Annotated in this window: 19 protein-coding genes; 12 read left to right on the forward strand and 7 right to left on the reverse strand. The window is 75.4% G+C overall.

From position 1 onward, the window contains the following. Nucleotides 1–9: 9 nt before the first annotated feature. From AC067J_RS19405 to AC067J_RS19430, 6 genes are all read left to right on the forward strand, one after another. The gene (locus tag AC067J_RS19405) at nucleotides 10–1,989 is read left to right on the forward strand and encodes an acetyl/propionyl/methylcrotonyl-CoA carboxylase subunit alpha (protein WP_478300731.1); all 1,980 of its coding nucleotides are present in this window, start codon (nucleotides 10–12) and stop codon (nucleotides 1,987–1,989) included. Nucleotides 1,990–2,119: 130 nt separating this feature from the next. Beyond that, entirely contained in the window at nucleotides 2,120–3,307 is a 1,188-nt protein-coding gene (locus AC067J_RS19410) for an acyl-CoA dehydrogenase family protein (RefSeq protein WP_478300732.1), read from the forward strand. Nucleotides 3,308–3,702: 395 nt separating this feature from the next. Then, nucleotides 3,703–5,289: a 4-coumarate--CoA ligase family protein gene (locus AC067J_RS19415; RefSeq protein ID WP_478300733.1), complete on the forward strand. Its 1,587-nt coding sequence runs from the start codon at nucleotides 3,703–3,705 to the stop codon at nucleotides 5,287–5,289. 198 nt (nucleotides 5,290–5,487) lie between these two features. Continuing rightward, nucleotides 5,488–6,108 (forward strand): TetR/AcrR family transcriptional regulator, encoded by a 621-nt coding sequence (locus AC067J_RS19420; RefSeq protein WP_478300734.1) that lies wholly within the window; start codon nucleotides 5,488–5,490, stop codon nucleotides 6,106–6,108. Nucleotides 6,109–6,255: 147 nt separating this feature from the next. Beyond that, entirely contained in the window at nucleotides 6,256–8,721 is a 2,466-nt protein-coding gene (locus tag AC067J_RS19425; protein ID WP_478300735.1) for a SpoIIE family protein phosphatase, read from the forward strand. A 184-nt stretch (nucleotides 8,722–8,905) separates the two neighbouring features. Next, nucleotides 8,906–9,373 (forward strand): hypothetical protein, encoded by a 468-nt coding sequence (locus AC067J_RS19430; protein WP_478300737.1) that lies wholly within the window; start codon nucleotides 8,906–8,908, stop codon nucleotides 9,371–9,373. Nucleotides 9,374–9,436: 63 nt separating this feature from the next. On the opposite strand, the gene AC067J_RS19435 is transcribed toward AC067J_RS19430, so the two are convergent. The 7 genes from AC067J_RS19435 to AC067J_RS19465 all read right to left on the reverse strand — a co-directional run bounded on the left by AC067J_RS19435 (nucleotide 9,437) and on the right by AC067J_RS19465 (nucleotide 16,616). Beyond that, nucleotides 9,437–10,999: an MFS transporter gene (locus tag AC067J_RS19435; RefSeq protein ID WP_478300739.1), complete on the reverse strand. Its 1,563-nt coding sequence runs from the start codon at nucleotides 10,997–10,999 to the stop codon at nucleotides 9,437–9,439. Nucleotides 11,000–11,052: 53 nt separating this feature from the next. Continuing rightward, nucleotides 11,053–11,607, reverse strand: a complete 555-nt coding sequence (locus AC067J_RS19440; protein WP_478300741.1) for a TetR/AcrR family transcriptional regulator — start codon at nucleotides 11,605–11,607, stop codon at nucleotides 11,053–11,055. A 138-nt stretch (nucleotides 11,608–11,745) separates the two neighbouring features. After that, nucleotides 11,746–12,138 carry a cell division protein SepF gene (locus AC067J_RS19445; protein WP_478300743.1) on the reverse strand — a complete coding sequence of 131 codons (393 nt, stop codon included), beginning with the start codon at nucleotides 12,136–12,138 and terminating at the stop codon, nucleotides 11,746–11,748. Between the two features lie 354 nt (nucleotides 12,139–12,492). After that, nucleotides 12,493–13,296 (reverse strand): TVP38/TMEM64 family protein, encoded by an 804-nt coding sequence (locus AC067J_RS19450; RefSeq protein ID WP_478300745.1) that lies wholly within the window; start codon nucleotides 13,294–13,296, stop codon nucleotides 12,493–12,495. Nucleotides 13,297–13,446: 150 nt separating this feature from the next. Next, nucleotides 13,447–14,007: an RICIN domain-containing protein gene (locus AC067J_RS19455; RefSeq protein WP_478300747.1), complete on the reverse strand. Its 561-nt coding sequence runs from the start codon at nucleotides 14,005–14,007 to the stop codon at nucleotides 13,447–13,449. A gap of 402 nt (nucleotides 14,008–14,409) precedes the next feature. Next, nucleotides 14,410–14,961 carry an RICIN domain-containing protein gene (locus AC067J_RS19460; protein ID WP_478300749.1) on the reverse strand — a complete coding sequence of 184 codons (552 nt, stop codon included), beginning with the start codon at nucleotides 14,959–14,961 and terminating at the stop codon, nucleotides 14,410–14,412. Between the two features lie 395 nt (nucleotides 14,962–15,356). Continuing rightward, on the reverse strand, nucleotides 15,357–16,616 hold the full coding sequence (locus AC067J_RS19465) for an MFS transporter (RefSeq protein ID WP_478300751.1): 1,260 nt from the start codon (nucleotides 16,614–16,616) through the stop codon (nucleotides 15,357–15,359). Nucleotides 16,617–16,795: 179 nt separating this feature from the next. Here AC067J_RS19465 and AC067J_RS19470 point away from each other — a divergent pair, with 179 nt between their 5' ends. The 6 genes from AC067J_RS19470 (at nucleotide 16,796) to AC067J_RS19495 (ending at nucleotide 22,017) form a co-directional block, all read left to right on the forward strand. After that, the gene (locus AC067J_RS19470) at nucleotides 16,796–18,124 is read left to right on the forward strand and encodes an ROK family transcriptional regulator (RefSeq protein ID WP_478300753.1); all 1,329 of its coding nucleotides are present in this window, start codon (nucleotides 16,796–16,798) and stop codon (nucleotides 18,122–18,124) included. A gap of 258 nt (nucleotides 18,125–18,382) precedes the next feature. Then, nucleotides 18,383–18,796 (forward strand): TOBE domain-containing protein, encoded by a 414-nt coding sequence (locus AC067J_RS19475; RefSeq protein ID WP_478300755.1) that lies wholly within the window; start codon nucleotides 18,383–18,385, stop codon nucleotides 18,794–18,796. Between the two features lie 54 nt (nucleotides 18,797–18,850). Then, nucleotides 18,851–19,297, forward strand: a complete 447-nt coding sequence (locus tag AC067J_RS19480; protein WP_478300757.1) for a hypothetical protein — start codon at nucleotides 18,851–18,853, stop codon at nucleotides 19,295–19,297. 116 nt (nucleotides 19,298–19,413) lie between these two features. Then, nucleotides 19,414–20,262, forward strand: coding sequence for a glycerophosphodiester phosphodiesterase (locus AC067J_RS19485; protein ID WP_478300759.1), 849 nt, complete (start codon nucleotides 19,414–19,416; stop codon nucleotides 20,260–20,262). Beyond that, the gene (locus tag AC067J_RS19490; RefSeq protein ID WP_478300761.1) at nucleotides 20,259–21,371 is read left to right on the forward strand and encodes a winged helix DNA-binding domain-containing protein; all 1,113 of its coding nucleotides are present in this window, start codon (nucleotides 20,259–20,261) and stop codon (nucleotides 21,369–21,371) included. Before AC067J_RS19485 ends, AC067J_RS19490 begins: the two co-directional genes overlap by 4 nt. Before the next feature lie 208 nt (nucleotides 21,372–21,579). Further along, the gene (locus AC067J_RS19495) at nucleotides 21,580–22,017 is read left to right on the forward strand and encodes a hypothetical protein (protein WP_478300762.1); all 438 of its coding nucleotides are present in this window, start codon (nucleotides 21,580–21,582) and stop codon (nucleotides 22,015–22,017) included. The last annotated feature ends 169 nt before the right edge of the window (nucleotides 22,018–22,186 follow it).

The raw sequence follows: 22,186 nt of genomic DNA on the forward strand, positions 1-22,186 counted from the left end.
GGGAGCAACGTGCAGATCACCCACCTGCTGGTGGCCAACCGCGGCGAGATCGCCCGCCGGATCCTGCGCACCTGCCGGGAGCTGGGCATCGCGACCACCGCCGTGTACGCGGACCCGGACGCCGGTGCCCCGCACGTCCGGGAGGCCGACGCCGCAGTCCGGCTGCCCGGCGCGGCGCCCACCGACACCTACCTGCGCGGCGACCTCCTGATCGCCGCCGCGCGCACGGTCGGTGCCGACGCCGTCCACCCCGGGTACGGGTTCCTCTCCGAGGACGCCGGGTTCGCGCGCGCCGTGCTGGAGGCCGGCCTCGTCTGGGTCGGCCCGGGGCCGGAGGCGATCGCCGCGATGGGCTCCAAGACGGCCGCCAAGGAGCTGGTGGCGAAGGCCGGCGTGCCCGTGCTGGACGCCTTGGACGAGCCGACCGAAGCCGACCTGCCGCTGTTGGTCAAGGCGGCCGCCGGCGGCGGCGGGCGGGGCATGCGGGTGGTGCACCGGCTCGCCGACCTGGCGGGGGAGCTGGCGTCGGCCAGGGCGGAGGCGGCGAAGGCCTTCGGCTCGGACGAGGTGTTCTGCGAGCGCTACCTGCCCTCCGGCCGGCACGTCGAGGTGCAACTGCTCGCCGACGCGCACGGGACGGTGTGGGCGGTCGGCGACCGGGACTGCTCCCTGCAGCGGCGGCACCAGAAGGTCATCGAGGAGGCGCCCGCGCCCGGCCTCGACCCGCGGGTGCGCGCGGCCCTGCACGAGGCCGCCGTCGCCGCCGCGCGGGCGACCGGGTACGTCGGCGCGGGAACGGCGGAGTTCCTGCTCGCGCCGGACGGCCGGTTCCACTTCCTGGAGATGAACACCCGCCTCCAGGTGGAGCATCCGGTCACCGAGGCGGTCACCGGTCTCGACCTGGTCGCCCTCCAGCTCACCGTCGCCGAGGGCGGGCGGCTGGTCGGGCCGGCCCCGGAAACGGTCGGCTGCGCGATCGAGGCCCGGCTCTACGCCGAGGATCCGGGCAACGCCTGGCGGCCCTCGACCGGCACCCTGCACCGCCTCGAAATCCCGCTCCCGCACAGTGAGTTCACCGGGCGCGGGCTGCGGCTGGACTCCGGTGTCGCCGACGGCTGCGAGATCACCTCGCACTACGACGCGATGCTGGCGAAGGTGATCGCCTGGGGGCCGACCCGGCCGGCCGCGGCCCGGCGGCTGGCGGACGCGCTCGCCCGGACCCGCATCCACGGGCCCGTCACCAACCGGGAGTTGCTGGTGCGCTCGCTCCGGCACCCGGAGTTCCTGGCGGAGCGCCTGCACACCGCCTTCCTCGCCGAGCACGCGGCCGGGCTGACCGCGCCCGGGCTGACCGCGCCCGGGCCGGCGGACCCTGCCGCCCCCGCCTCCGCCCCCGCCCTTACCGCCCCCGCACCCGCCCTCGCCGCGCTCGCCGCCGCCCTGGCCGACGCGGCGGGCCGCCGCACCGCACTGCCGTCGGGGTGGCGCAACCTCCCCTCCCAGCCGCAGGTGAAGCGCTACCGGACCGCCGACGGCGCTGAGTCGGAGGTCCGCTACCGGTTCACCCGCGACGGACTGCGGGCCGAGGGCCACCCGGACACCGTCCTGCTGGACTCCTCGCCGGAACGGGTCACGCTGCGGACGGGCGCGGTCCGCCGCACCTTCGACGTCACCCGGTACGGCGACCGCGTGTACGTCGACACCCCGTCCGGCACCACCGTCCTCGTCGCGCTGGACCGCTTCCCCGACCCCGCCGCGCAGACCGACCCGGGGGCGCTGCTCGCCCCGATGCCCGGCACCGTGGTCCGGACCGCCGCCGCCGTCGGGGACACCGTCACGGCCGGGCAGCCGCTGCTCTGGCTGGAGGCGATGAAGATGGAGCACCGCATCACCGCACCGGCCGACGGCGTCCTCGCCGAACTCCGCGCCGCCCCGGGCCAGCAGGTGGAGCTCGGCGCCCTGCTCGCCGTGGTGCAGCCCGCCGGCTGAGCACCCGCCCCCCGGAGGGGCGGAGGCCCCCGCCCCCACCCGCCCCGACCTCCCTGCCCGCTGGGAGTCGCCGCCCCACCCCCTGCCCGCTGAGAGCCGCCGCCCCGACCCCGCCCGGAAGGACCAGGCCATGTCCGCACCGCGCACCACCGCCCCCGGCAGCCCGCTCATCGAGACCCCCGAACGCCGGGACCTGCGCCGCGCCGTCGCCGACCTCGGCGCCCGCTACGGCTCCGCGTACTACCTGGCCAAGGCCCGCGCCGGCGAACCCGCCGACGAGCTCTGGGCCGACGCCGGCAAGGCCGGCTACCTCGGCGTCAACCTCCCCGCCGAGTACGGCGGGGGCGGCGGCGGGATCACCGACCTGGCCATCGTGCTGGAGGAGCTCGGCACCGCCGGCTGCCCGTTGCTGCTGCTGATCGTCTCCCCGGCGATCTGCGGCACGGTCATCGCCCGCTACGGCACCGAGGAGCAGAAGCGCGCGTGGCTGCCCGGGCTCGCGGACGGCAGCCGCCGGATGGCCTTCGGCATCACCGAGCCGGACGCCGGCTCCAACGCCCACCGGATCTCCACCGTCGCGCGCCGCGACGGTGAGGACTGGCTGCTGACCGGCCGCAAGGTGTTCGTCTCCGGCATCGACCACTCCGACGCCGTCCTGTTCGTCGCCCGTACCGAGGACGCCCGGTCCGGCAGGCTCAAGCCCGCCCTGTTCGTCGTGCCGCGCGAGACCCCGGGCTTCGGGTTCCGGCCGATCCCGATGGAGCTGGTCGCCCCCGAGCGGCAGTTCCAGGTCTTCCTGGACGACGTCCGGCTGCCGGCCGACGCCCTGGTCGGGGACGAGAACGCGGGGCTGCTCCAGCTCTTCGCGGGCCTCAACCCCGAGCGGATCATGACCGCCGCGTTCTCCCTCGGCCTGGCCCGCCAGGCGCTCGGCAAGGCGGTCGAGTACGCGAAGACCCGTACGGTCTGGTCGACTCCGATCGGCGCCCACCAGGGCCTCGCGCATCCGCTCGCGCAGTGCGCGGTGGAGATCGAGCTCGCCCGGCTGATGACCCAGAAGGCCGGTCTGCTCTACGACGCGGGCGACGACCAGGCCGCCGGTGAGGCCGCCAACATGGCCAAGTACGCGGCCGGCGAGGCGGCGGCGCGGACGGTCGACCAGGCCGTGCAGACCCTCGGCGGCAACGGCCTCACCCAGGAGTACGGCCTCGGCGCCCTGCTGGCGGCCACCCGGGTCGGCCGGGTCGCACCGGTCAGCCGCGAGATGGTGCTCAACTACGTGGCTCAGCACACCCTCGGCCTGCCGAAGTCCTACTGAGGCCCGCCCGAAGCCCGAAGCCCGAAGCCGGAAGCTCGGAGCCGGGATCCCGAGGCCCGGAGCCGGGATCCCGAGGCCCGGAGCCGGGATCCCGAGCCCCGAGCCCCGAGCCCCGCCCGAGCCCCGAGCCCCGCCCGAGCCCTGCCCGAAGCCTCGAACGGATCGTCGCATCATCGTTCTGGCATCTGACCGCCTCGCAGCGGACCCGGCCCTCCGACCTCGGCGTTCACGGACCGCGCCGTCTCTTGCGCCCCGCGCGCTCCGCCAAACGTCCGTCACTACGACGCACCGACCGGCCACTGTCCGTATGCTCCTGTGCGCGCCGTGCGGCCGGTCGTCCAGGACCTTCCGCCGGCCGCCCTGCCCCGCGCCAACTACCGCACAGGAGGCACGCCTTGGTGTTCCACAGCGAGTTCCCGGACGTCGGCATCGTCGACCTGCCCCTGCACGACGCCGTCCTCGGCGGCGCCGGGCGCTTCGGTGACCGGCCCGCCCTGGTCGACGGCGTCACCGGGGAGACGGTCACCCACGCCCAGCTCGGAAACGCCGTCCGCCGGGTCGCGGCCGGACTGGCCGAGGCGGGCGTGCGCCAAGGCGACGTGGTGGCCCTGTTCAGTCCCAACTCCATCGGCTACCCGATGGCCTGTTACGGGGCGACCCGGGCCGGTGCCACCGTCACCACCGTCTCCTCCCTCGCCACCCCCGCCGACCTGGCCGGCCAGCTCGCCGACAGCGAGGCCCGCTGGCTGATCACCGTCTCGCCGTTCCTGCCCACGGCACGCGCCGCCGCCGAGAAGCTCGCCGCCGGGGGCCGCCCGCTCGCCGGGATCGTCGTCCTGGACGGGGCGCCGGGCCACCTCTCGCTCGCCGACCTGCTCGCCGCCACCGGGCCCGAACCCGAGATCGCCCTCGACCCGGCCACCGACATCGCCGTCCTGCCCTACTCCAGCGGCACCACCGGCCTGCCCAAGGGCGTCATGCTCACCCACCGCTCGATCGCCACCAACCTCGCCCAGACCGACGCCCTGTACCGCCCGGCGGAGGGCGAACGCGTCCTCGCCGTCCTCCCCTTCTTCCACATCTACGGCCTCGCCGCCCTGCTCAACCAGCCGCTGCGGTGCGGAGCGACCGTCGTCGTGCTGCCCCGCTTCGACCTGGAACAGTTCTGCCGCACCATCGAGGAGCAGCGCGTCCAGGCCCTGATCGTGGCCCCGCCGATCGCCCTCGCCCTCGCCAAGCACCCGGTGGTGGACCGCTACGACCTGTCCTCGGTCGAGTACCTGCTCTGCGCCGCGGCGCCGCTGGACGGCGACCTCGCCGAGGCCTGTGCCCGCCGGCTCGGCCTGCCGCACATCCTCCAGGGCTACGGCATGACCGAGCTCTCCCCGGTCAGCCACCTGATCTCCCCCTCCGAGACCGAGCCGTCGCCGGGCTCGGTCGGCCGGATGGTCCCGTCCACCGAGCTGCGGGTCGCCGCCCTCGACGGCAGCGACCCGGACCTCGGGCCCGGTGAACGCGGCGAGCTGCTGATCCGCGGGCCGCAGGTGATGAGGGGCTACCTCGGCCGATCGTCCGACACCGCCGCCACCATCGACGCCGACGGCTGGTTGCACACCGGGGACGTCGGCTTCGTCGACGAACGCGGCTACCTGCACATCGTCGACCGGGTGAAGGAGCTGATCAAGTACAAGGGGTACCAGGTCGCGCCCGCCGAACTGGAGGCGCTGCTGCTCAGCCACCCGCAGATCGCCGACGCTGCCGTGATCGGCGTGCGCAACGCGGAGGGCACCGAGTGCCCGAAGGCCTTCGTGGTGCGCGCCCCCGGCAGCGCGCTCACCGAGGAGGAGGTGGCGGCCTTCGTCGCCGGGAAGGTCGCCCCGTACAAGAAGGTCCGCGTCGTGGAGTTCCTGGAGGCCGTCCCGAAGTCCCCGGCGGGCAAGATCCTGCGCCGTGAGCTGCGCGCCCGGGAGGCCGCCCGCTGAGGCCGCCGGCCGGGGCCGCCCCGCCCCTCCGGCCGCACCGGCCGGACCGCCCGCCATCGCCCGGCCCGGCCCGCCACCAGCCACCAGCCGCCGGCCGCCGTCTGGCAGGATCTGGCCCACCCCCGGAGCGGGCCCCGGAGCGGGCCCAATGCGGGCCCCGAAGCCGACCCGCCGCACGAACAGGAACCGCCACCGCAGATGACCACGCACCCCGCCGCCCGCGCCCCCCAGCAGGACCGCAGCCGCGCCACCCGGGCGCGGCTGCTGGCGGCGGCCGTCGACTGCCTCGCCGAACTCGGCTGGAACGGCTCCACCGTCGCCGTGGTCGCCGAACGGGCCGGCGTCTCCCGGGGCGCGGCCCAGCACCACTTCCCGACCCGCGAGGACCTCTTCACCGCGGCCGTCGAGCACGTCACCGCCGAGCGGCTGGCCGCCGTGCGCGCCCACGCGGACGAGCTGCCCGCCGACGGCCCGGCGCGCACCGAGGCCGTCGTCGGCATGATCGTCCGCCTCTACACCGGCCCGCTGTTCCGCGCGGCCCTCCACCTGTGGGTCGCCGCCGCCACCGAGGAGCCGCTGCGCGACCGGATCATCGGCCTCGAAGGGCACGTCGGACGCGAGGCGCACCGCGCCGCCGTCGAGTTCCTCGGCGCCGACGAGAGCGTGCCCGGCGTCCGCGAGACCGTCCAGGCGACCCTCGACATGGCACGCGGTCTCGGCCTGGCCAACCTGCTCACCGACGACGGTGCACGACGATCCCGGGTGATCCGACAGTGGGCGGGCGTTCTGGAGGGTACGCTGCGGCCGGTACGCCCATGACGCCCGTACACCTGACCGAACGAGGAACCCCTTACCAAGGGGTCGCCGGGCGGCCGATGTCCGTGCAGTCTGGAGAAGAACCCCCGGCCGACACGGACCGCGAGGCCCCGCCCGGCCGGGCACGAGCCGAACCGGGGTGCTGCCTGAATGCGGAGACACGAGTGGGACGCGACCGACGCCGCCGGCCACGATCCGGGCGGCCCCTCCGCACGTCTGGACGGCCATCGGCTCGTTCCGCTCGCCACCGCCCTGCTCCAGGACGACGGTCTGATCCTGCACTGGAGCGAGGACGCCGAGGAACTGCTCGGCTACTCCGCCGAGGAGGCCGTCGGCAGCTACGCCGCCCAGCTGCTCACCGCCGCCGACGACCGCCCCGAGGTGCTGGAGCTCTTCGAGCGCATCATGGGCGGCAAGGGCTGGTCGGGCGTCTTCGCGGTCCGCCACCGTGACGGCCGCACCGTCGAGCTGGAGTTCCGCACCTACCCGATCGCCGGCCCCGGCGGCACCCTGCTGCTGCTCGCCACCGCCTCCGACACCACGGCCCTGCACCGCGTCGAGGCCGACCTCGCCGTCCTCGACGGCATCTTCGGCCAGTCCCCGATCGGGATGGCCGTCTACGACACCGACCTCCGGTACGTACGGCTGAACGAGTCGCTGGCCCGGATGAACGGCGTCCCCGCCGCCGCCCACCTCGGGCGCCGGATCAGCAGCGTCCTGCCCGGCATCAACAGCGCCGAGATCGAACAGATCATGCGCCAGGTGCTCGCCACCGGCCGCCCCGTGGTCGACGCCCGCTCGCACGGCCGCGTCCCCGGCGACCCGCGCCGCGACCGCGCCTGGTCCGCCTCCTACTTCCGGCTGGAGGACTCCACCGGCCGGGTCTTCGGCGTCTGTTCCTCGATCATCGACGTCACCGAACGCTTCCAGGCCGAGGCCCGCGCCGCCCGCGCGCAGGAACGCCTCACCACCATCGCCGAGGCCACCGCCCGGATCGGCACCACCCTCGACCTCCAGCGCACCGCCGAGGAGCTGATCGAGGCCGTCGTCCCGCGGTTCGCCGACTTCGCCACCGTGGACCTGCTCGAAACGGTGCTGCGCGGCGCCGAACCCACCCCCATCCCGGAGGACCGCTCCGTCCAGCTGCGCGCCGTCGCCGTCGGGGAGTCCTACGAGACGGGCCTGGTGCACGCCGTCGACACGGTCGGCGAGGTCACCGAGTACGCCCCCGGCCGCAGCTACAACCAGACCCTGCGCAGCGGCCGCCCGCTGCTGCGCGCCCACGTCGACGAGGAGGTGCTGCGCGGACTGGTCGCCTCCGAGGACCGCGTCGCCCCCGGCATCGAGGCGGGCATCCACTCGTACCTGATGCTCCCGCTCATCGCCCGGGGCATGGTGCTGGGCGGCGCCGAGTTCATCCGGATGCGCAACCCCGAGCCGTTCACCGCCGCGGACCTCGCGCTCGCCGAGGAGCTGATCGCCCGCACCGCGCTCGCCATCGACAACGCCCGGCTCTACCGGCGCGAGCGCGAGACCGCGCTCACCCTGCAGCGCAGCCTGCTGCCCCAGGAGATCCACCGCACGCTGGGCCTGGAGATCGCCTACCGCTACCTGCCCTCCAGCGTCACCAGCGAGGTCGGCGGCGACTGGTTCGACGTCGTGCCGCTCTCCTGCGGGCGGGTCGCCCTGGTGGTCGGCGACGTCATGGGCCACGGCATCCGGGCCGCCGCCACGATGGGCCAGCTGCGCACCGTCGCCCGCACCCTCGCCACCCTGGACATGCCGCCCGAGCAGGTGCTCACCCGGCTGGACGAGACCGCCTCCGGCATCGGGGAGGGCCAGTTCGCCACCTGCATCTGCGCCGTCTACGACCCGCTGGAGCGCACCGTGCAGGTCGCCTCGGCGGGCCACCTGCCGCCCGTCTGGGTCGGCCCCGACGGCACCGCCCGCCGCGTGGAGGTGCCGCCGGGCGTGCCGCTCGGGGTCGGCGGCGTGGCCTTCGAGTCGGTGGGGTTCAGCCTCCCCGAGGGCGCCATGGTCGCCCTCTACACCGACGGCCTGGTCGAACGGCGCGGCCGGGACCTCGACGACGGCATCGACCTGTTCGCCCGCACCCTCTCCGGCCCCGGCCGCACCCTGGAGGAGAGCTGCGACGCCGTCCTCGCCGCGCTGGTCACCGACGGCACCGACGACGACATCGCGATGATCATGGCCCGGGTGCTGCCGCTGCCCGCCGACCGGGTCGCCACCCTGCCGCTCACCGGCGGCGGAAGGCTCCCCGGCAAGGCCCGCCGCTTCACCCGCAGCACGCTCGACGGCTGGGGCCTGTCCGCCCTCGCCGACTACGCCGAGCTGCTGGTCAGCGAACTGGTCACGAACGCCCTGCTGCACGCCGACGCCCCGCGCCGGCTCCGGCTCTTCCGTGACCGGGTGCTCACCCTGGAGGTCGCCGACGCCGGCGGCCAGACGCCCCAGCTGCGCCCCTTCGCCGAGCAGGACGAGGGCGGGCGCGGGATGTTCCTGGTCAGCGAGCTCGCCCAGCGCTGGGGGAGCCGGCTGACCAGGGACGGCAAGGTGGTCTGGGCGGAGCTGGAGCTCCCGTTCGGGACGGTCTGACGCGGCTCGGAGCAGCTCGGCGCGGGTCGGCGCGGGCCGGCGCGGCGCGGAGCAGCTCGGAGCGGGTCTGCACAGGTCTGCGCAGGTCTGACGCGGGTCTGCCGTGGGTAGGCTCCGGGCGCCCGCGGGTGGGACGGGGGCCGTTGTCCGGGGGAGGGACGGGGTTGTGGCGAGGGTTCCGCACGTGGTGGCCGACCGTGCCTGGTGCGGCGGCTTCGGCCGCTTCCTCTCCTGCGAGAGCGACCGCCGCTCCGAGCGGGGCTCGGCGCTGGTGGTGACCGCGCCGACGCTCCTGCTGTCGCCGGCCGGGGTGCTCCAGCTGGCCCACGGCGTCGTCGGGGTCGGGTCCGCCCTGGTCGCCGGACCGGCGCTGCTCCTCTCCCTGGTGCTCTGGCGCCACCGGTCGGGCGGGCGGAAGCCCTCGCTGTACTGCTTCGAGCGGGGCGCGGTGCTCCTCCGGGACGGCAGCGCCGACACCTACCTCTGGTCCGAGCTGCGCTGGCGGGCGCACCGCTGGACGACCGGGGAGGAGGAGCGGGGCGTCCGGGAGGTGCGGATGGAGCTGCTGACCCTGGACGGCGAGCAGCTGATCGACCTGCGCGAGCTCCGCGCGGTGGTCGTCGAACGGGCCCGCCGCGCCCGCAAACCCTAGGCCACGCCCCGGGCAGCACTGCGGGGCCCGGTCCGCATCGGACCGGGCCCCGCAGTCGTGCCGCTACACCCCGGCCTTCTCCGGGGTCCGTCCCTGCTCCTGCTCCTGCTCCCGGGCCGCGCCGGGACGCTCCCGCAGCAGCCGCCAGGACAGCACGGCCGCGCCCAGCAGCAGGAGGCCCGCCAGGACCGCCGCGACGTTCAGCCCGTGGACGAAGGCGTCCCGGGCGCTCGCCAGCAGCGGCCCGGCCAGCGTCCCGGGCAGCCCGTGCGCGGCCTCCACCGCGCCGCCCAGCGACTCGCCGGCCTGCGCGGCCGCCGCCGGGTCGGCCCCGGCGGGGACGATCAGCCGGCCCGTGTAGAGCGCGCCGACCACCGAGCCGACCAGCGCGATGCCGAGCGCGGTGCCCAGCTCGTACGCGGTCTCGGAGACCGCCGACGCGGCGCCGGCCTTGTCCGCGGGGGCGGCGCCCAGCACCAGGTCGGCGCCGAGCGTGTAGACCACGCCCTCGGCCGTGCCCACCAGCAGGAAGGCGGCGGCCAGCACCAGGTAGGTGGTGTCCTGCTGGATCCAGCCGAGGATCCCGATCCCGGCGCCCATCGTCAGCAGGCCGGCGGTCAGCGCCGTGCGGGCGCCGGTGCGGCGGACCAGCCTGGCGGTCAGCAGGCCGCCGACCACCGCGCCGGCGAAGGCCGGCAGCTCGGCCAGGCCGGCCTTCAGCGGCGGGTAGCCACGGACCAGCTGCAGGTACTGCGAGGTCACGAAGACCACACCGGAGAGTCCGATCAGCGCGGTCAGCGAGGCCAGCACGGCGGCGGTGAAGCGGCGGTTCGCGAAGAGCCGGACGTCCAGCAGGGGGGTGTCCAGCCGGAGCTGGCGGCGGACGAAGACGGTCAGGGCGGTCGCGCCCAGGACGGCCGCGACCGGCACGTCCCAGCGGGCGAGGCCGTGGGCGGCGGCCTCCTTGATCGCGTAGACCACGCCGATCACACCGACGAGCGAGAGCAGCACGCTCAGCACGTCCCAGCGGCCGGGCTTCGGGTCCTTCGACTCGGGCAGCAGCCAGGCACCGAGCACCAGCAGCAGGAGCAGCACCGGGATGTTGAGCAGGAAGACCGAGCCCCACCAGAAGTGCTCCAGCAGCACGCCGCCGACCACCGGGCCGAGCGCGGCGCCGGCGGTGGCGGCCGCGCCCCAGATGCCGATCGCGGTGGCCCGCTCGCGGTCGTCCGGGAAGAGCGAGCGGATCAGCGAGAGCGTGGACGGCATGATGGTGGCCCCGGCGACGCCGAGCAGCGCGCGGGCGACGATCAGCCAGCCGGCGCTGGGCGCGTAGGCGGCGAGCAGCGACGCCGCGCCGAACGCGGTGGAGCCGATGAGCAGCAGCTTCTTGCGGCCGACCCGGTCGCTGAGCGAGCCCATCGAGACCAGCAGGCCGGCCAGGACGAAGGAGTACGCGTCGCCGATCCAGAGCAGCTGGGTGCCGCTGGGGCGCAGGGTCTCGCTGATCGAGGGGATGGCGAGGGAGAGGACGGTCGCGTCGACGGCGACCAGGGTGACGGCCAGGACGAGGACGGCGAGGCCGGTCCAGCGCTGGCGGGGGCGGAGGTGGACGGTGCTGCTCATGGGTATCGGTGTCCGGTTTCCGGTCCGAGGTGCGTGGATGTGGGATGTGGGGATCAGTGCGGGCGCGGGCTGCGGAGCGCGCCGCCGAGGAACAGCTCGGCGAGGGAGAACGCGGCGTCGCGCGGGGCGAGCCGGCCGTCCTGGATGGCCCACCCGATGCCGGCCACCAGGTCGAAGAAGGCCTCGCTGAGCCAGGCCGCCGACAGTTCGATCCGGAAGGTGCCCTGCTGCTGCCCGCGCAGGAAGAGTGCGTGCATCCGGTCGATCTGGGAGTCCCAGAGGTCGTTGATGTCGGCGTCGTCGTAGAGCTGGTTCTCGCCGGCCAGGAAGGCGCAGAGCGCTGCGTCCGGGACGATCGCGTCGACCAGCCGGCGCAGCGCGGTGTGGGCGTCGCCCTCGTCGACGGCGGCGGTGTCGAGCGCGGCGCCGAACCGACGGAGCCCGAGCAGGCCGACCTCGCGGATCAGCGCGTCGCGGCCCGGGAAGAGCCGGTGCAGGGTGGCGCGGCTGATGCCCGCGGCGCGGGCGATCTCGTCGAGGTGGGCGGTCGGGCGGCGGGAGAGTACGCCGACAGCGGCTTCGAGGACGGAGTCACGATCGGTGGCCATGGAACGAGTGTACGACGAATGAGACGTGGATGTCTCAAATTGACGTTCGATGGTGCAGGTGAGGCGCACGGTGCCGGTCGGTGGGCAGCAAGAAACCGGGGACGGCGTTCGCCGTCCCCGGTCCCGGGTCTTCCGCGGTCAGCTCTGGTTGTAGAACCCGGTGTCGTCCAGCGGCCGGTCGATCACCATGACCTCGACGTCCGCCGGGGTCAGCAGGAACACCCGGCGGGCGATCCGCTCGATGCCGCCACGGGTGCCGAAGATCAGACCGGAGGCGAAGTCGACCATGCGCTTGGCCTCGGCCTCGTCCATCTCGGTGAGGTCCATGACCACCGGGATACTGGCCCGGATGTGCTCGCCGACCGTGCGTGCGGCCTCGAATCCGGTCGGCCGCAGGGAGACGATCTTCGTGGGGGCGGGGGAGGACGGCATCGTCTCCTGCTCGACCCACTCGTCGTCGTACACCGCGGCCGGGTAGTTCCCGGAGGGCATCAGCCACCCGTTGTGGTGCTCGTCGCGAAGTGCTCCCATGCCGCGCCTCCCTGCCTCGTTCCGTACAGGTCCCCCGGTGCGCGTGTCCTTTTGACACGTCATCCACTCGTCGGAACTGTCCGAGTATCGCACTGATCACCGGTACCGTGCCCGCTCGCGACCGCCGTACGAGTCGTGCCGCGCCGGGTGCCCGGGCGGACCCGGGCACCAGTTGCGACGCTGGAGCCCGGCGTACGGTTGCGCGCGTAGACCATATCGGTCGCGGTCACCGCGTAATTGACCTTCTGTCAACAATGCGGGAACGATTTCACACACCACTGACAGCACCGCCCGGCCGGCGGAGCGGATTCCCGGGTTCGGCGCGCCCGGCGCGGCGGGTCGGGCGCCCGGCGCTCAGGCCGAGGCCGAGCGCCGCCTGCGGAGCGCCGCCCGGCCCAGCGTGACCGCGCTCACCAGGCAGAGCACGCCGATCGTCCCGGCCGAGAGCAGGAACGCCGCCGAGCCCGGCTCGCGGGAGGAGGCCGCGGCCATGACGTAGACCGCGGTGATCGGCGTTACCCCGAGGGCGGTGCCGACGATGAACGGCAGGAACCGGACCGCGGAGAACGCGGCGCCGTAGTTGGCCGCCTGGAACGGCAGGCCGGGCAGCAGGCGGAGCAGGAAGACGCTGCGGAAGCCCTGCTCGGTGAAGCGCCGGTCGAGGGAGAGCAGCAGCCGCCCGCGCAGGTACGGGCGGAGCGCGTCCCGGCCGAGCCGGCGGGCCAGCCCGAACGCCATCGCCGCCCCGAGGGTGGTGCCGAGCACGGCCAGCAGCACGCCCTGCTGCACGCCGAGGAGCAGGCCCGCGGCCGCGTTGAGCGCGGGCCGGGGGAAGAACGCGACCGTCCCCACCGCGTACACCGCGACGAACGCGGGGGCCAGCCAGTACCCGGGGACCCCGGCCGGGAGTCCGCCGTCGAGCAGCGCGGTCGGACTCCACAGCAGCAGTGAGCCGGCCGCCGCGGCGAGGACCGTCAGCAGCACCGCCAGCCGCAGCCACGCCGAGCGCGGCGGGCGCGCGGGGCGTCCGGTCGGCAGGTGGCCCGCCGGTGCGGGATCCGCCGGTGCGGGATCCGTCGGCGCGGGGGCGGGCGCGGGCGGCGCGAGGCCGGGCTCGGCCGGGTCGGAGGGCGGCGGGAGTGTCACGGGTGCGGGCACGCGTCGAGCCTAACCGCGCGGGCCGCCGGTCCGGGAGGCGGGTGCGCCGCCCCCGGACCGGCCGGGACCGCTGCCGCGGCCGGGCGGATCAGTGCCCGCCGACCGCCCGCGGCGGGCCCGGACGACGGCCCGGATCCCCGGGTGCGGTGTTCAGCGGACGCTGCCGACGGGCCACGGGGTGTAGAACCAGACCTGGTTGAGGCCGTCGTTCTTGCCCCACTGGATCGCCGGGGTCCCGTCGGCCGCGCTGGCTCCCGCGAGGTCGAGCAGCAGGCCGCTGTGGCCGTTGGTGAGGGTGCGGATCCCGCTGTGGTGGACGATGGTCTCGGTCCAGGCCTGGTTGAGCCCGCCGTTGCAGGTCCACTGGACGGCGCGGGTGCCCGGGGTGGTGCTGTAGGCGGGGATGTCCAGGCACTTGCCGCTGTTCACGTTGACGAACTCGCCGCGGTCGGTCCGGACCCACTTCTGGTTGGCGCCGCCGGTGCACGTCCACTGGCGGACCGGGGCGCCGTCGTCGGCGCGCCAGTCGGCGGCCTCCAGGCACTTGCCAGTGGCGGCGGAGTCGAGGTCGAAGGGGGTGGTGTCGGCGGCCCCGGCGGGCGCCGCCGACACGGCCAGGGCGAGCGCGCCGGCGAGGACGGCGGCGGAGGCGAGGCGGACCGAGCGGACGGGGGCGGGGCGGACGGGGGCGGGGCGGCGGGTGGTGCCCATGGGTTCCTCCTGCGGTGCGGTGCGGTGGGTTCGCGAAGGGGGGAGGGCGGCCGTCGGTCGGCTGTGCGGGCCGGGCGGGAACGGTGAGGGTGCCGGGCCCGGTCGTGGCCGTCGGTCGGGCCCCACCGGGTGACGGGAGCGCCGTCGCCGGGGTCGGTGCCCGGGGTGTCGGGGTCGAGGCCGCTGTCGGGGTCGACGATAGTGCGGCGGCCGCCGTGCGGGCGGTTGGCGTCGCTCCAGCCCCGGTTGTGTCCTGCCTTGTACGTCCACCGGCCGGTCCGGCGGGCCGGGCGGTGGTCGGCGGGGTGGGGACGGCGTCCTGCGGGCGCACGGCGGCGGCGGTGGTGCGGTGCACGGGCTCGTGGTCCTTCGTCGGCGCACCGTGCCGGGGCCGACGGTCGGTCAGTTGTGCGGACCGGCCGGGAAGGGCGAGTAGTACCACACCTGGTTGACGCCTTGGTTCGCACCCCACTGGATCACCGGGGCGCCGTCGGACGGATCGGCCCCGGCCAGGTCGAGCGAGAGGCCGCTGTGGCCGTTGGTGATGGTGCGCAGGCCGCTGTGCAGGCGGTTGGCGTCGCTCCACCGCTGGTCCGCGCCGCCGTCGCAGGCCCGCTGCCCGACCTGGGTGCCCCAGACGGTGGACGCGCCCGGGACCTCCAGGCACTTGCCGCTGTGGACGTTGACCAGTTCGTCGGCGTCGGTCCAGTACCACTTCTGGTTGGCGCCGCCGGTGCAGGTCCACTGGCGGCCGGGCGCGCCGTCGTCCGTACGCCAGTCGGCGACCTCCAGGCACTTGTAGGTGGCGAGGGTCCGGATCTCGAAGGGCTCGGAGTCGGCGGCCCTCGCCGGGCCGGCGGGCGCCGCGAGCACGAGGCCGGCGGCGAGTGCGAGGGCGGGGGCGAGGACGGCGGGGCGGAGGCGCCCTCGGGGCGTGCGGTCGGTGGCGGTCACGGGTGCCCTCCCGGTGCTCGGGTCGAGGTGTGCCCGGCGTGGAGGCCGGGCAGCGGCTGCCGGGACTCCCCGGCGGCGTCGAGGTGTTCGACGGCGCCGGGTTCGGGAAGGTTGTGCGGAGTGGGCGGAAAAGTCATGGATCCGTACACGCCGTGCGCACATCGGGCCGCGCGGGGCTCGCGGGCGGGGCGTCCCGGGTGAAGGCGCCGGGGTCGGCGAGGGCGGGGCCGGCGGGGGAGGACGTCGGCAGTGGCGGAGCCGGTCGGCGGCGCGGTGGGTGAGGCGGCGTCGGGTCCGTGGCGCACGACGAGTCCCGCGCGGCCGCGGAACCGCGGGGCACGAGCGGCGTGCCCCGCGGTTCCGCGATGCCGGCGGGAGTCCCCGTGGACGCCGCGTCACATCTTCGTCGTGGTCACCTCGGAGGCGCGCTCCGGCGCCGCCGCGGCGACGCCCTTCGAGCCGCTCGCGGCCGGGAGGCCCGGCTCCGCCCGGCGCAGCGCGCCCGCGCTCAGCAGCAGCGCGACGGAGAGTGCGGTGACCACCCCGAACGAGACGGGCAGCGAGGTGGCCTGCGCCAGGCCGCCGACGATCGCGGGGGCGATCAGGCCCGAGGTGTAGGTGACGGTGGCGACGCCGGCGATGGCCTGGCTCGGGTTGCTGCCGATCCGGCCGGCCGCCGCGAAGGCCAGCGGCACCACCACCGCGACGCCGACCCCGATCAGCGCGAACCCCGGGACGGCCAGCGCCGGGCGGTCCGCGAAGACGACCAGCAGGCCTCCGGCGGTGGCGATCGCGCCGCTGAGCCTGGTCGCCCGGACGGCGCCGAGCCGGCGGATCACCGCGTCGCCCGCGAGCCGGCTGACCGCCATGGTGAGCGAGAAGGCGGTGTACGCGGCGGCGGCCACGGTGGACGAGGCGCCGGTGACGTCCTTGAGGTAGACGCCGCTCCAGTCCATCGAGGCGCCCTCGGCGAACACCGCGCAGAACCCGACCAGCCCGATCACCAGCGAGCTGCGCGGCGGCAGTGCGAAGCGCGGCGGCGCCTCGGCCTCCTCCGGTGCCCGCAGGTCGGGCAGGGCGCGGCAGACCGGCTGGGCCAGGGCCAGCAGGACGAGGGCGGTGACGGCGAACTGGAGGCGGGCGTCGAGGTCCTGGTGGGCGGCGAGGATGCCGAACCCGGCGGCCAGCAGCCCGCCGGCGCTCCACATGCCGTGCAGTCCGGACATGATCGAGCGGCCCAGCCGCTGCTCGATCTCCACGCCCTGGGCGTTCATCGCCACGTCGGCCATGCCGGCGCTGGCCCCGTAGACCAGGAGGGTCAGGCAGAACAGCGGCAGCGAGGGGGCGATGGGCGGCAGCACGAGCGCCAGGCACCAGAGCGAGAGCAGTCCACGGACCGCCGCCCGGCCGCCGTAGCGGTGGACGAACCGGCCGGCCAGCGGCATCGCGAGGGACGAGCCGACGGCGGGCATCACCAGGGCCAGGCCGAGCTGGCCGGGGGAGAGGTCGAGACGGTCCTGGATCCACGGGATCCGGCTGACGAAGCTGCCGCTGACGGCCCCGTGCACGGCGAAGACGAGGGCGATGGAGGCCCTGGCCCGGCGCGGGGAGTCGAGCGTGTCGAGGGGTGGTCCTGCGGTCGCGGTGCTGGTCATCGAGTTCTTCCCTCCCGGCCGCGTGGGGACGCGGCGGTGCCCTGGGGTGATGGTTCCCCGCACGTGGGTGGTTCCGGTCGAAATGTGCCCGCGCGGGGCCGCCGATGCGAGACCGGCGACGGTTCGATAAATTATCAGGAAGGGACCCTGATAGAAACACTCTGGAAGGATGTCCGCCCATGACCACCGTGCGCACGGCCACGCCGAGCACCGCCCGGGCGATCAACGACCGGCTGGCGCTCAACCTGCTCCTCGACCAGGGACCCCTCACCGCGACCGAGCTGCGCGACCTCACCGGCCTCTCCCGGCCCACCGTCGCCGACCTGCTCGAACGGCTGCAGCGCACCGGCCTGGTCGCCGTCGTCGGCGAACGCGGCGAACAGCGGCGCGGCCCCAACGCCCGGCTCTACGCCCTGGTCGCCTCCCGTGCGCACCTCGCCGCCGTCGACGTGCGCTCCGCCGGCGTCTCGCTGGTCGTCGCCGACCTCGCCGGCCAGGTCCTCGCCGCCGCGGAGCTCCCGGTCGACGAGCCCGGCGGCGTACCCGGCAGCGGCACGGGGGGTGCGCCCGGCGACGGCTCCTCGGACGTGCCCTCGGATGGGTCCGCCACCGACCCCGGTACCGCCGACCGCGACACCGCTGGCCCCGGTACCGCCGACCCCGGTACCGCCGACCGCGACACCGCGGCCAGGATCGTCCGCACCCTGCTCGACACCGCCCGCCGGGCCGGCGCCGACCACCTGCACACCATCGCCGTCGGCGCCCCCGGCCTGGTCGACCCCGCCACCGGCCGCCTCCAGTCCACCGGCGAACTGCCCGCCTGGCACGCCGAGCTCCTCACCGCCCTGCGGGAGCTCCCCGGCACCGACGTGATCCTGGAGAACGAGGTCAACCTCGCCGGCCGCGCCGAGTACCGGACCGGCGCCGCCCGCGACCGGGACGACTTCGTGCTGATCTGGCTCGGCCACAGCGTCGGCGCCGCCGTCGTCCTCGACGGCAAGCTGCGCCGCGGGGCGCGCGGCGGCACCGGGGAGATCTGCTTCCTGCCCGTCCCCGGCACCACCGGCCTGCCCAGCGCCACCGGCTGCGAGGGCGGTTTCCACGGCCTGGCCGGCAGTGCCGCGGTCTGCGCCCTGGCCCGCGCCCACGGACTGTCCGCCGACGCCGCCGACGACGCTCCCGCCGCCGAGGCCGCCGTCCGGGCCGCCCTGCGCGCGCTGGACGACGGGCAGCCGGGCGGACCGTTCCTCGACGAGCTGGCCGAGCGGATCGCCGTCGGCACCTCGGCGGTCTGCGTCGTCCTCGACCCGGGCTGCGTCGTCCTCGGCGGCGAGATCGGCCGGGCCGGCGGCGCCGAGCTCGCCGCCCGGGTGGAACGCCGGCTCGCCCTGCTCTCCCCGCTGCGCACCGAGGTCCGGGCCGGTGAGGCGGGCGGCGGAGCGGTGCTCGGCGGCGCCGTCCTCACCGCCGGCGACGCCGTGCGCCGCGACCTCTTCGGCGAGCCGTAGGGACTGTCCTCCGGATCCCCGCCGGATCCCCGCCGGGTCGCGCGCCGGGGTCGCGCCGGGGTCGCGCCGGTGTGGTGTCCGGCCCCGGCCGGTGGCGGCGGGCCGTCCGGGCCGGGCGCCGCTTGGCCGTGCGAGCACCCCGTACGGCAGGATGGCCGCGGGGCCCCCGCCCGGCCCCGTCGTACCCGCACCGGTGCGCGTACCACCGGGGGCACCGGCACGCGTACCCGCACCCGAACCACCGTCAGGAGCGCAACCATGGGCCAGTCCGGGGCACCGGTCAACCCGTACCGCATCGGCGAGGCCGCGGCGCTGCTCGGCGTGAGCGCCGACACCATGCGGCGCTGGGTGGACGCCGGCCGGGTCGTCGCCGAGCGCGACGAGCACGGCCACCGGATCATCCCCGGAGCCGAGCTGGCCGCCTTCGCCCGCGAGCTGGCCCGCCCGGAGAACGCCGCCGAGGGCCGGCCCTCCTCCGCGCGCAATCGCTTCCCCGGCATCGTCACCAACGTGGTGCTCGGCGACGTCGCGGCCCAGGTGGAGATCCAGGCCGGGCCGTTCCGGGTGGTCTCGCTGATCAGCCGGGAGTCCGCGGAGGAGCTGGAGCTGGTCCCCGGGGCACCCGCGACAGCCGTCATCAAGTCCACCAATGTGATGATCGAACGGCGCTGAGCGGCGAACGGCGCCGAGCCCGGACCGAGAACCCGCCCAGGAGAGGACCGCCCGATGCCCCACCCCCCGTTGCCGTCCACCCAGAGCGCCGTCTTCGCGATCGAAGCGATGGCGGCCCGGCACGGCCGTCAGGTGAGCACCAGTCACGACATCGGCCGCGACCAGACCTTCGCCGGGCTGGTCGGCGCCGACGGCGGCGGTGACGAGCTGTCCGCGATACCCCACGAGGCCCTGGTGGAGATCGCCGGCCGGCCCGCGGTCACCGTCCGCCTCTTCGTCCACGACGAGGCGGTGGTCACGGTCGACGAGATCCCCTTCGACGTCGCGCGCGACAGCGTGCCGGCGTTCCTGAACTCCGTCTGGTCCGGCCTGGTCCACATCCGGCAACGGGTCTTCCCGCCCTCCTGCACCCTGATCGTCACCGTGCCGGGTGAGCCCCCCTACCGCGAGGCCGTCACCCTGCCGACCCTCACCCCGTGGCTCGCGGGGATGATGCGATGACCGGCACGACGATCTGACCACCTGACACCCCCTCGACCACACGCACCGATGACCCGATGACCGCACCGATGAGCGCACCGGCGAACGAACCGCTGCGCGCACCGATGAGTGAACCGATGAACGGACCGATGACCGACCTCGCCCGCCCGCAGGCCCCCGCCCCCCGCCCGGTGCTCGCCGTCGCCCACCGGGGTGATCCCTACCGCCACCGCGAGAACACCCTCCCGTCGATCGAGTCGGCGCTCGCCGCCGGGGCCGACGCCGTGGAGGTCGACGTCCGGCTCACCCGGGACCGCGTCCCGGTCCTGCTGCACGACGAGACGCTGGAGCGGCTGTGGGGCGACCCGCGCCCGCTCGACCGGGTCACCCTCGACCAGCTCGACGAGCTGCGCGACGGGCCGTACACCGTCCCCACCCTCGCCGAGGCGCTCAAGGCCGCGGCCGCCGCCCCGTCGGCCAGGCTGCTCGTCGACCTCGACGACCCGACGCCCGCCGCGGCCGCCTGGGAGACGGTCACCGGACTCGGCGCCGAGCAGCGGGTCGCGTTCTGCGGCCCCGCCACCGCGATGCTCGCCGTCCGCGCGCTCGCCCCCGAGGCGGAGATCGCGCTCACCTGGAAGCAGCCCCGGCTGCCCGCCCGCGCCCTGCTCGACGACCTGCGCCCGCGGTACCTCAACCCGCCGTTCGGCCTGGCCACCCCCGAGTTCACCGCGGCCGCCCACCACGCCGGGCTCGCCGTCTCCACCTGGACCGCCGACCTGCGCCGCACCATGCGCAGGCTGCGCGCCGCCGGCGTCGACTCGATCACCAGCAACCGGATCGCCGTCCTGCGCTCCGTCCTGGACGGCCGCCCGGCCCGGGAAGGTGGCGGCGGCGCGGTCACGGCCGGGCGCCGCGTCCTGGCCGGACGCGACCTCGGGCGTCACCTCCTCGGCGGCCGCCCCGCGTCGGACGGTCGGCGATGAGCGACGGCGAGGTGCTGGGACCGCGCGCACTCGGCCGTGCGCTGCTCGCCCGCCAGCACCTGCTGACCCGCACCACCGCCACCCCGGCCGCGATGATCGAACACCTCGGCGGCCTCCAGGCCCAGGCGGCCCCGCAGCCGCCCTACCTCGGGCTGCTATCCCGGTTGGACGGCTTCACCCCGGACGCGCTCAGCGAGCTGATCGAGGACCGGCGGGTGGTCCGGATCGCCCTCCAGCGCGGCACCATCCACCTGGTCACCGCCGAGGACTGCCGGACGCTGCGCCCGCTGGTCCAGCCGGTGCTGGACCAGGCGCTGCGCGCCAACTTCGGCAAGCTGCTGACCGGTCTCGACCTCGACGCGCTGGCCGCCGAGGCCCGCACCCTGGTCGAGGAGGAGCCCCGGACCTTCCAGCGGCTCGGCGCCGAGCTCGCCGCCACGCGCCCCGACCGGGACCCGGCCGCGCTGGCCCAGGCCGCGCGCTGCCTGCTGCCGCTGGTGCAGGTCCCGCCGCGCGGACTCTGGGGCCGTGGTGGCCCCGCCGCGCACACCACCGCCGAGGCCTGGCTCGGACACCCGCTCGACCCCGAGCCGTCCCACGACGACCTCGCCCTGCGCTACCTCGCCGCCTTCGGCCCGGCCACCGTGGCCGACCTGCAGAAGTGGTGCGGCCTCAGCCGGCTCACCCCGGTGCTGAAGCGCCTCGCCCCCGGCCTGGTGACGTTCCGTGACGAGCACGGCCGGCTGCTGTACGACCTGCCCGACGCGCCCCGGCCCGACCCGGACACCCCGGCGCCGGTCCGGCTGGTCGCGCCGTTCGACAACCTGATCCTCTCGCACGCCGACCGCACCCGGGTGCTGCCCGAGGTGTACCGGCACCGGGTGATGACGCAGAACGGCCTGGTGCTCGGCATCCTGCTGGTCGACGGACTGGTCGCCGGGAGCTGGCGGCTGACCGAGGACCGGAGCGGCGCGTGGACGGTGACGGTCCGTCCGTTCGCGCCGACGAACCGGGCCGACCTGCGGGCGGCCGAGGAGGAGGCCGAGCGGGTGCTCGCCTTCGCGGGCGGGGGCGGGGGCGGGTCGGTCCGCTTCGAGGAGCCGGAGTAGGGGCGGAGCCGGAGCGGGGGGAGGTAGTGGTCAGGGGGCGGACCGGGGCGGGCGTTCGACGGTCGGGCGGGCGTTCGGCGGCGCCGACCCGTTCGAGTGGCCCTCGGCGGGTGATCCGTGCACGGAGCGGTCGGCGTGGCTTGAATCGACCCACTCGTCGGACGGCGGTGCCCTGTGCGGTGCCGCCCCAGTGAAGTGGAGTCGGGTCATGGCAGCACCTGTACCCAACGGCGTCTACGCCATCGGCAAGCCGGAGGAGCAACTGCTCACCCTGCAGGAGTCGAAGGAGTTCGTGGTCGTCCTGCCGCCGACCGGCCAGCCCGGTGAGCAGGAGTGGGAGGTGGAGGGGCAGAGCAACGGCTACGTCGTCATCAAGAACCTCCGGCACGGCAACTACCTCGGCCTGGAGGGTCCGCCGGAGGAGAACCAGCAGGTCGTCGGTGCCACCGAGGCCTTCGAGTGGGTGCTGTACCAGGCCGCCGAGCCGCAGTCCTTCCACGTCGTCGTCCCCGGCGGCCCGGTCTACGGGGGCCAGGAGCTGGCGCTGGACCTCAGCGTGCTCCGGATCTTCCCGCCGCGTACCGCGCTGCGGCCGCTGGAGGTCGGGAACCAGGCGCAGGCCTGGTCGTTCAGCTTCCACGAGTGACCCGCGGGGCGTCCGGGCCGGTTCCGCCACGGCCGGCCCGGGCGCGCCCGAGGGGGAACAAAACGCGCAATTGATCGGATCATCTGCTGAGATGGGGCAGACCTGGACCGATCGACCGGACGGAGGCACGGATGTCGGGGGAGCCGGGGGAGCTGGGGGAGCCGGGGGA

The organism is Kitasatospora sp. NPDC042419 (genome assembly GCF_056437345.1).

Excerpts from the sequence above, each read along its gene's own strand:
- AC067J_RS19425 (WP_478300735.1), top strand. The coding sequence starts at position 6,256 with ATGCGGAGACACGAGTGGGACGCGACCGACGCCGCCGGCCACGATCCG.
- AC067J_RS19495 (WP_478300762.1), top strand. The coding sequence starts at position 21,580 with ATGGCAGCACCTGTACCCAACGGCGTCTACGCCATCGGCAAGCCGGAG.
- AC067J_RS19485 (WP_478300759.1), top strand. The coding sequence starts at position 19,414 with ATGAACGGACCGATGACCGACCTCGCCCGCCCGCAGGCCCCCGCCCCC.
- AC067J_RS19435 (WP_478300739.1), bottom strand. The coding sequence starts at position 10,999 with ATGAGCAGCACCGTCCACCTCCGCCCCCGCCAGCGCTGGACCGGCCTC.
- AC067J_RS19445 (WP_478300743.1), bottom strand. The coding sequence starts at position 12,138 with ATGGGAGCACTTCGCGACGAGCACCACAACGGGTGGCTGATGCCCTCC.
- AC067J_RS19420 (WP_478300734.1), top strand. The coding sequence starts at position 5,488 with ATGACCACGCACCCCGCCGCCCGCGCCCCCCAGCAGGACCGCAGCCGC.
- AC067J_RS19490 (WP_478300761.1), top strand. The coding sequence starts at position 20,259 with ATGAGCGACGGCGAGGTGCTGGGACCGCGCGCACTCGGCCGTGCGCTG.
- AC067J_RS19475 (WP_478300755.1), top strand. The coding sequence starts at position 18,383 with ATGGGCCAGTCCGGGGCACCGGTCAACCCGTACCGCATCGGCGAGGCC.
- AC067J_RS19470 (WP_478300753.1), top strand. The coding sequence starts at position 16,796 with ATGACCACCGTGCGCACGGCCACGCCGAGCACCGCCCGGGCGATCAAC.
- AC067J_RS19480 (WP_478300757.1), top strand. The coding sequence starts at position 18,851 with ATGCCCCACCCCCCGTTGCCGTCCACCCAGAGCGCCGTCTTCGCGATC.
- AC067J_RS19440 (WP_478300741.1), bottom strand. The coding sequence starts at position 11,607 with ATGGCCACCGATCGTGACTCCGTCCTCGAAGCCGCTGTCGGCGTACTC.
- AC067J_RS19455 (WP_478300747.1), bottom strand. The coding sequence starts at position 14,007 with ATGGGCACCACCCGCCGCCCCGCCCCCGTCCGCCCCGCCCCCGTCCGC.
- AC067J_RS19410 (WP_478300732.1), top strand. The coding sequence starts at position 2,120 with ATGTCCGCACCGCGCACCACCGCCCCCGGCAGCCCGCTCATCGAGACC.
- AC067J_RS19465 (WP_478300751.1), bottom strand. The coding sequence starts at position 16,616 with ATGACCAGCACCGCGACCGCAGGACCACCCCTCGACACGCTCGACTCC.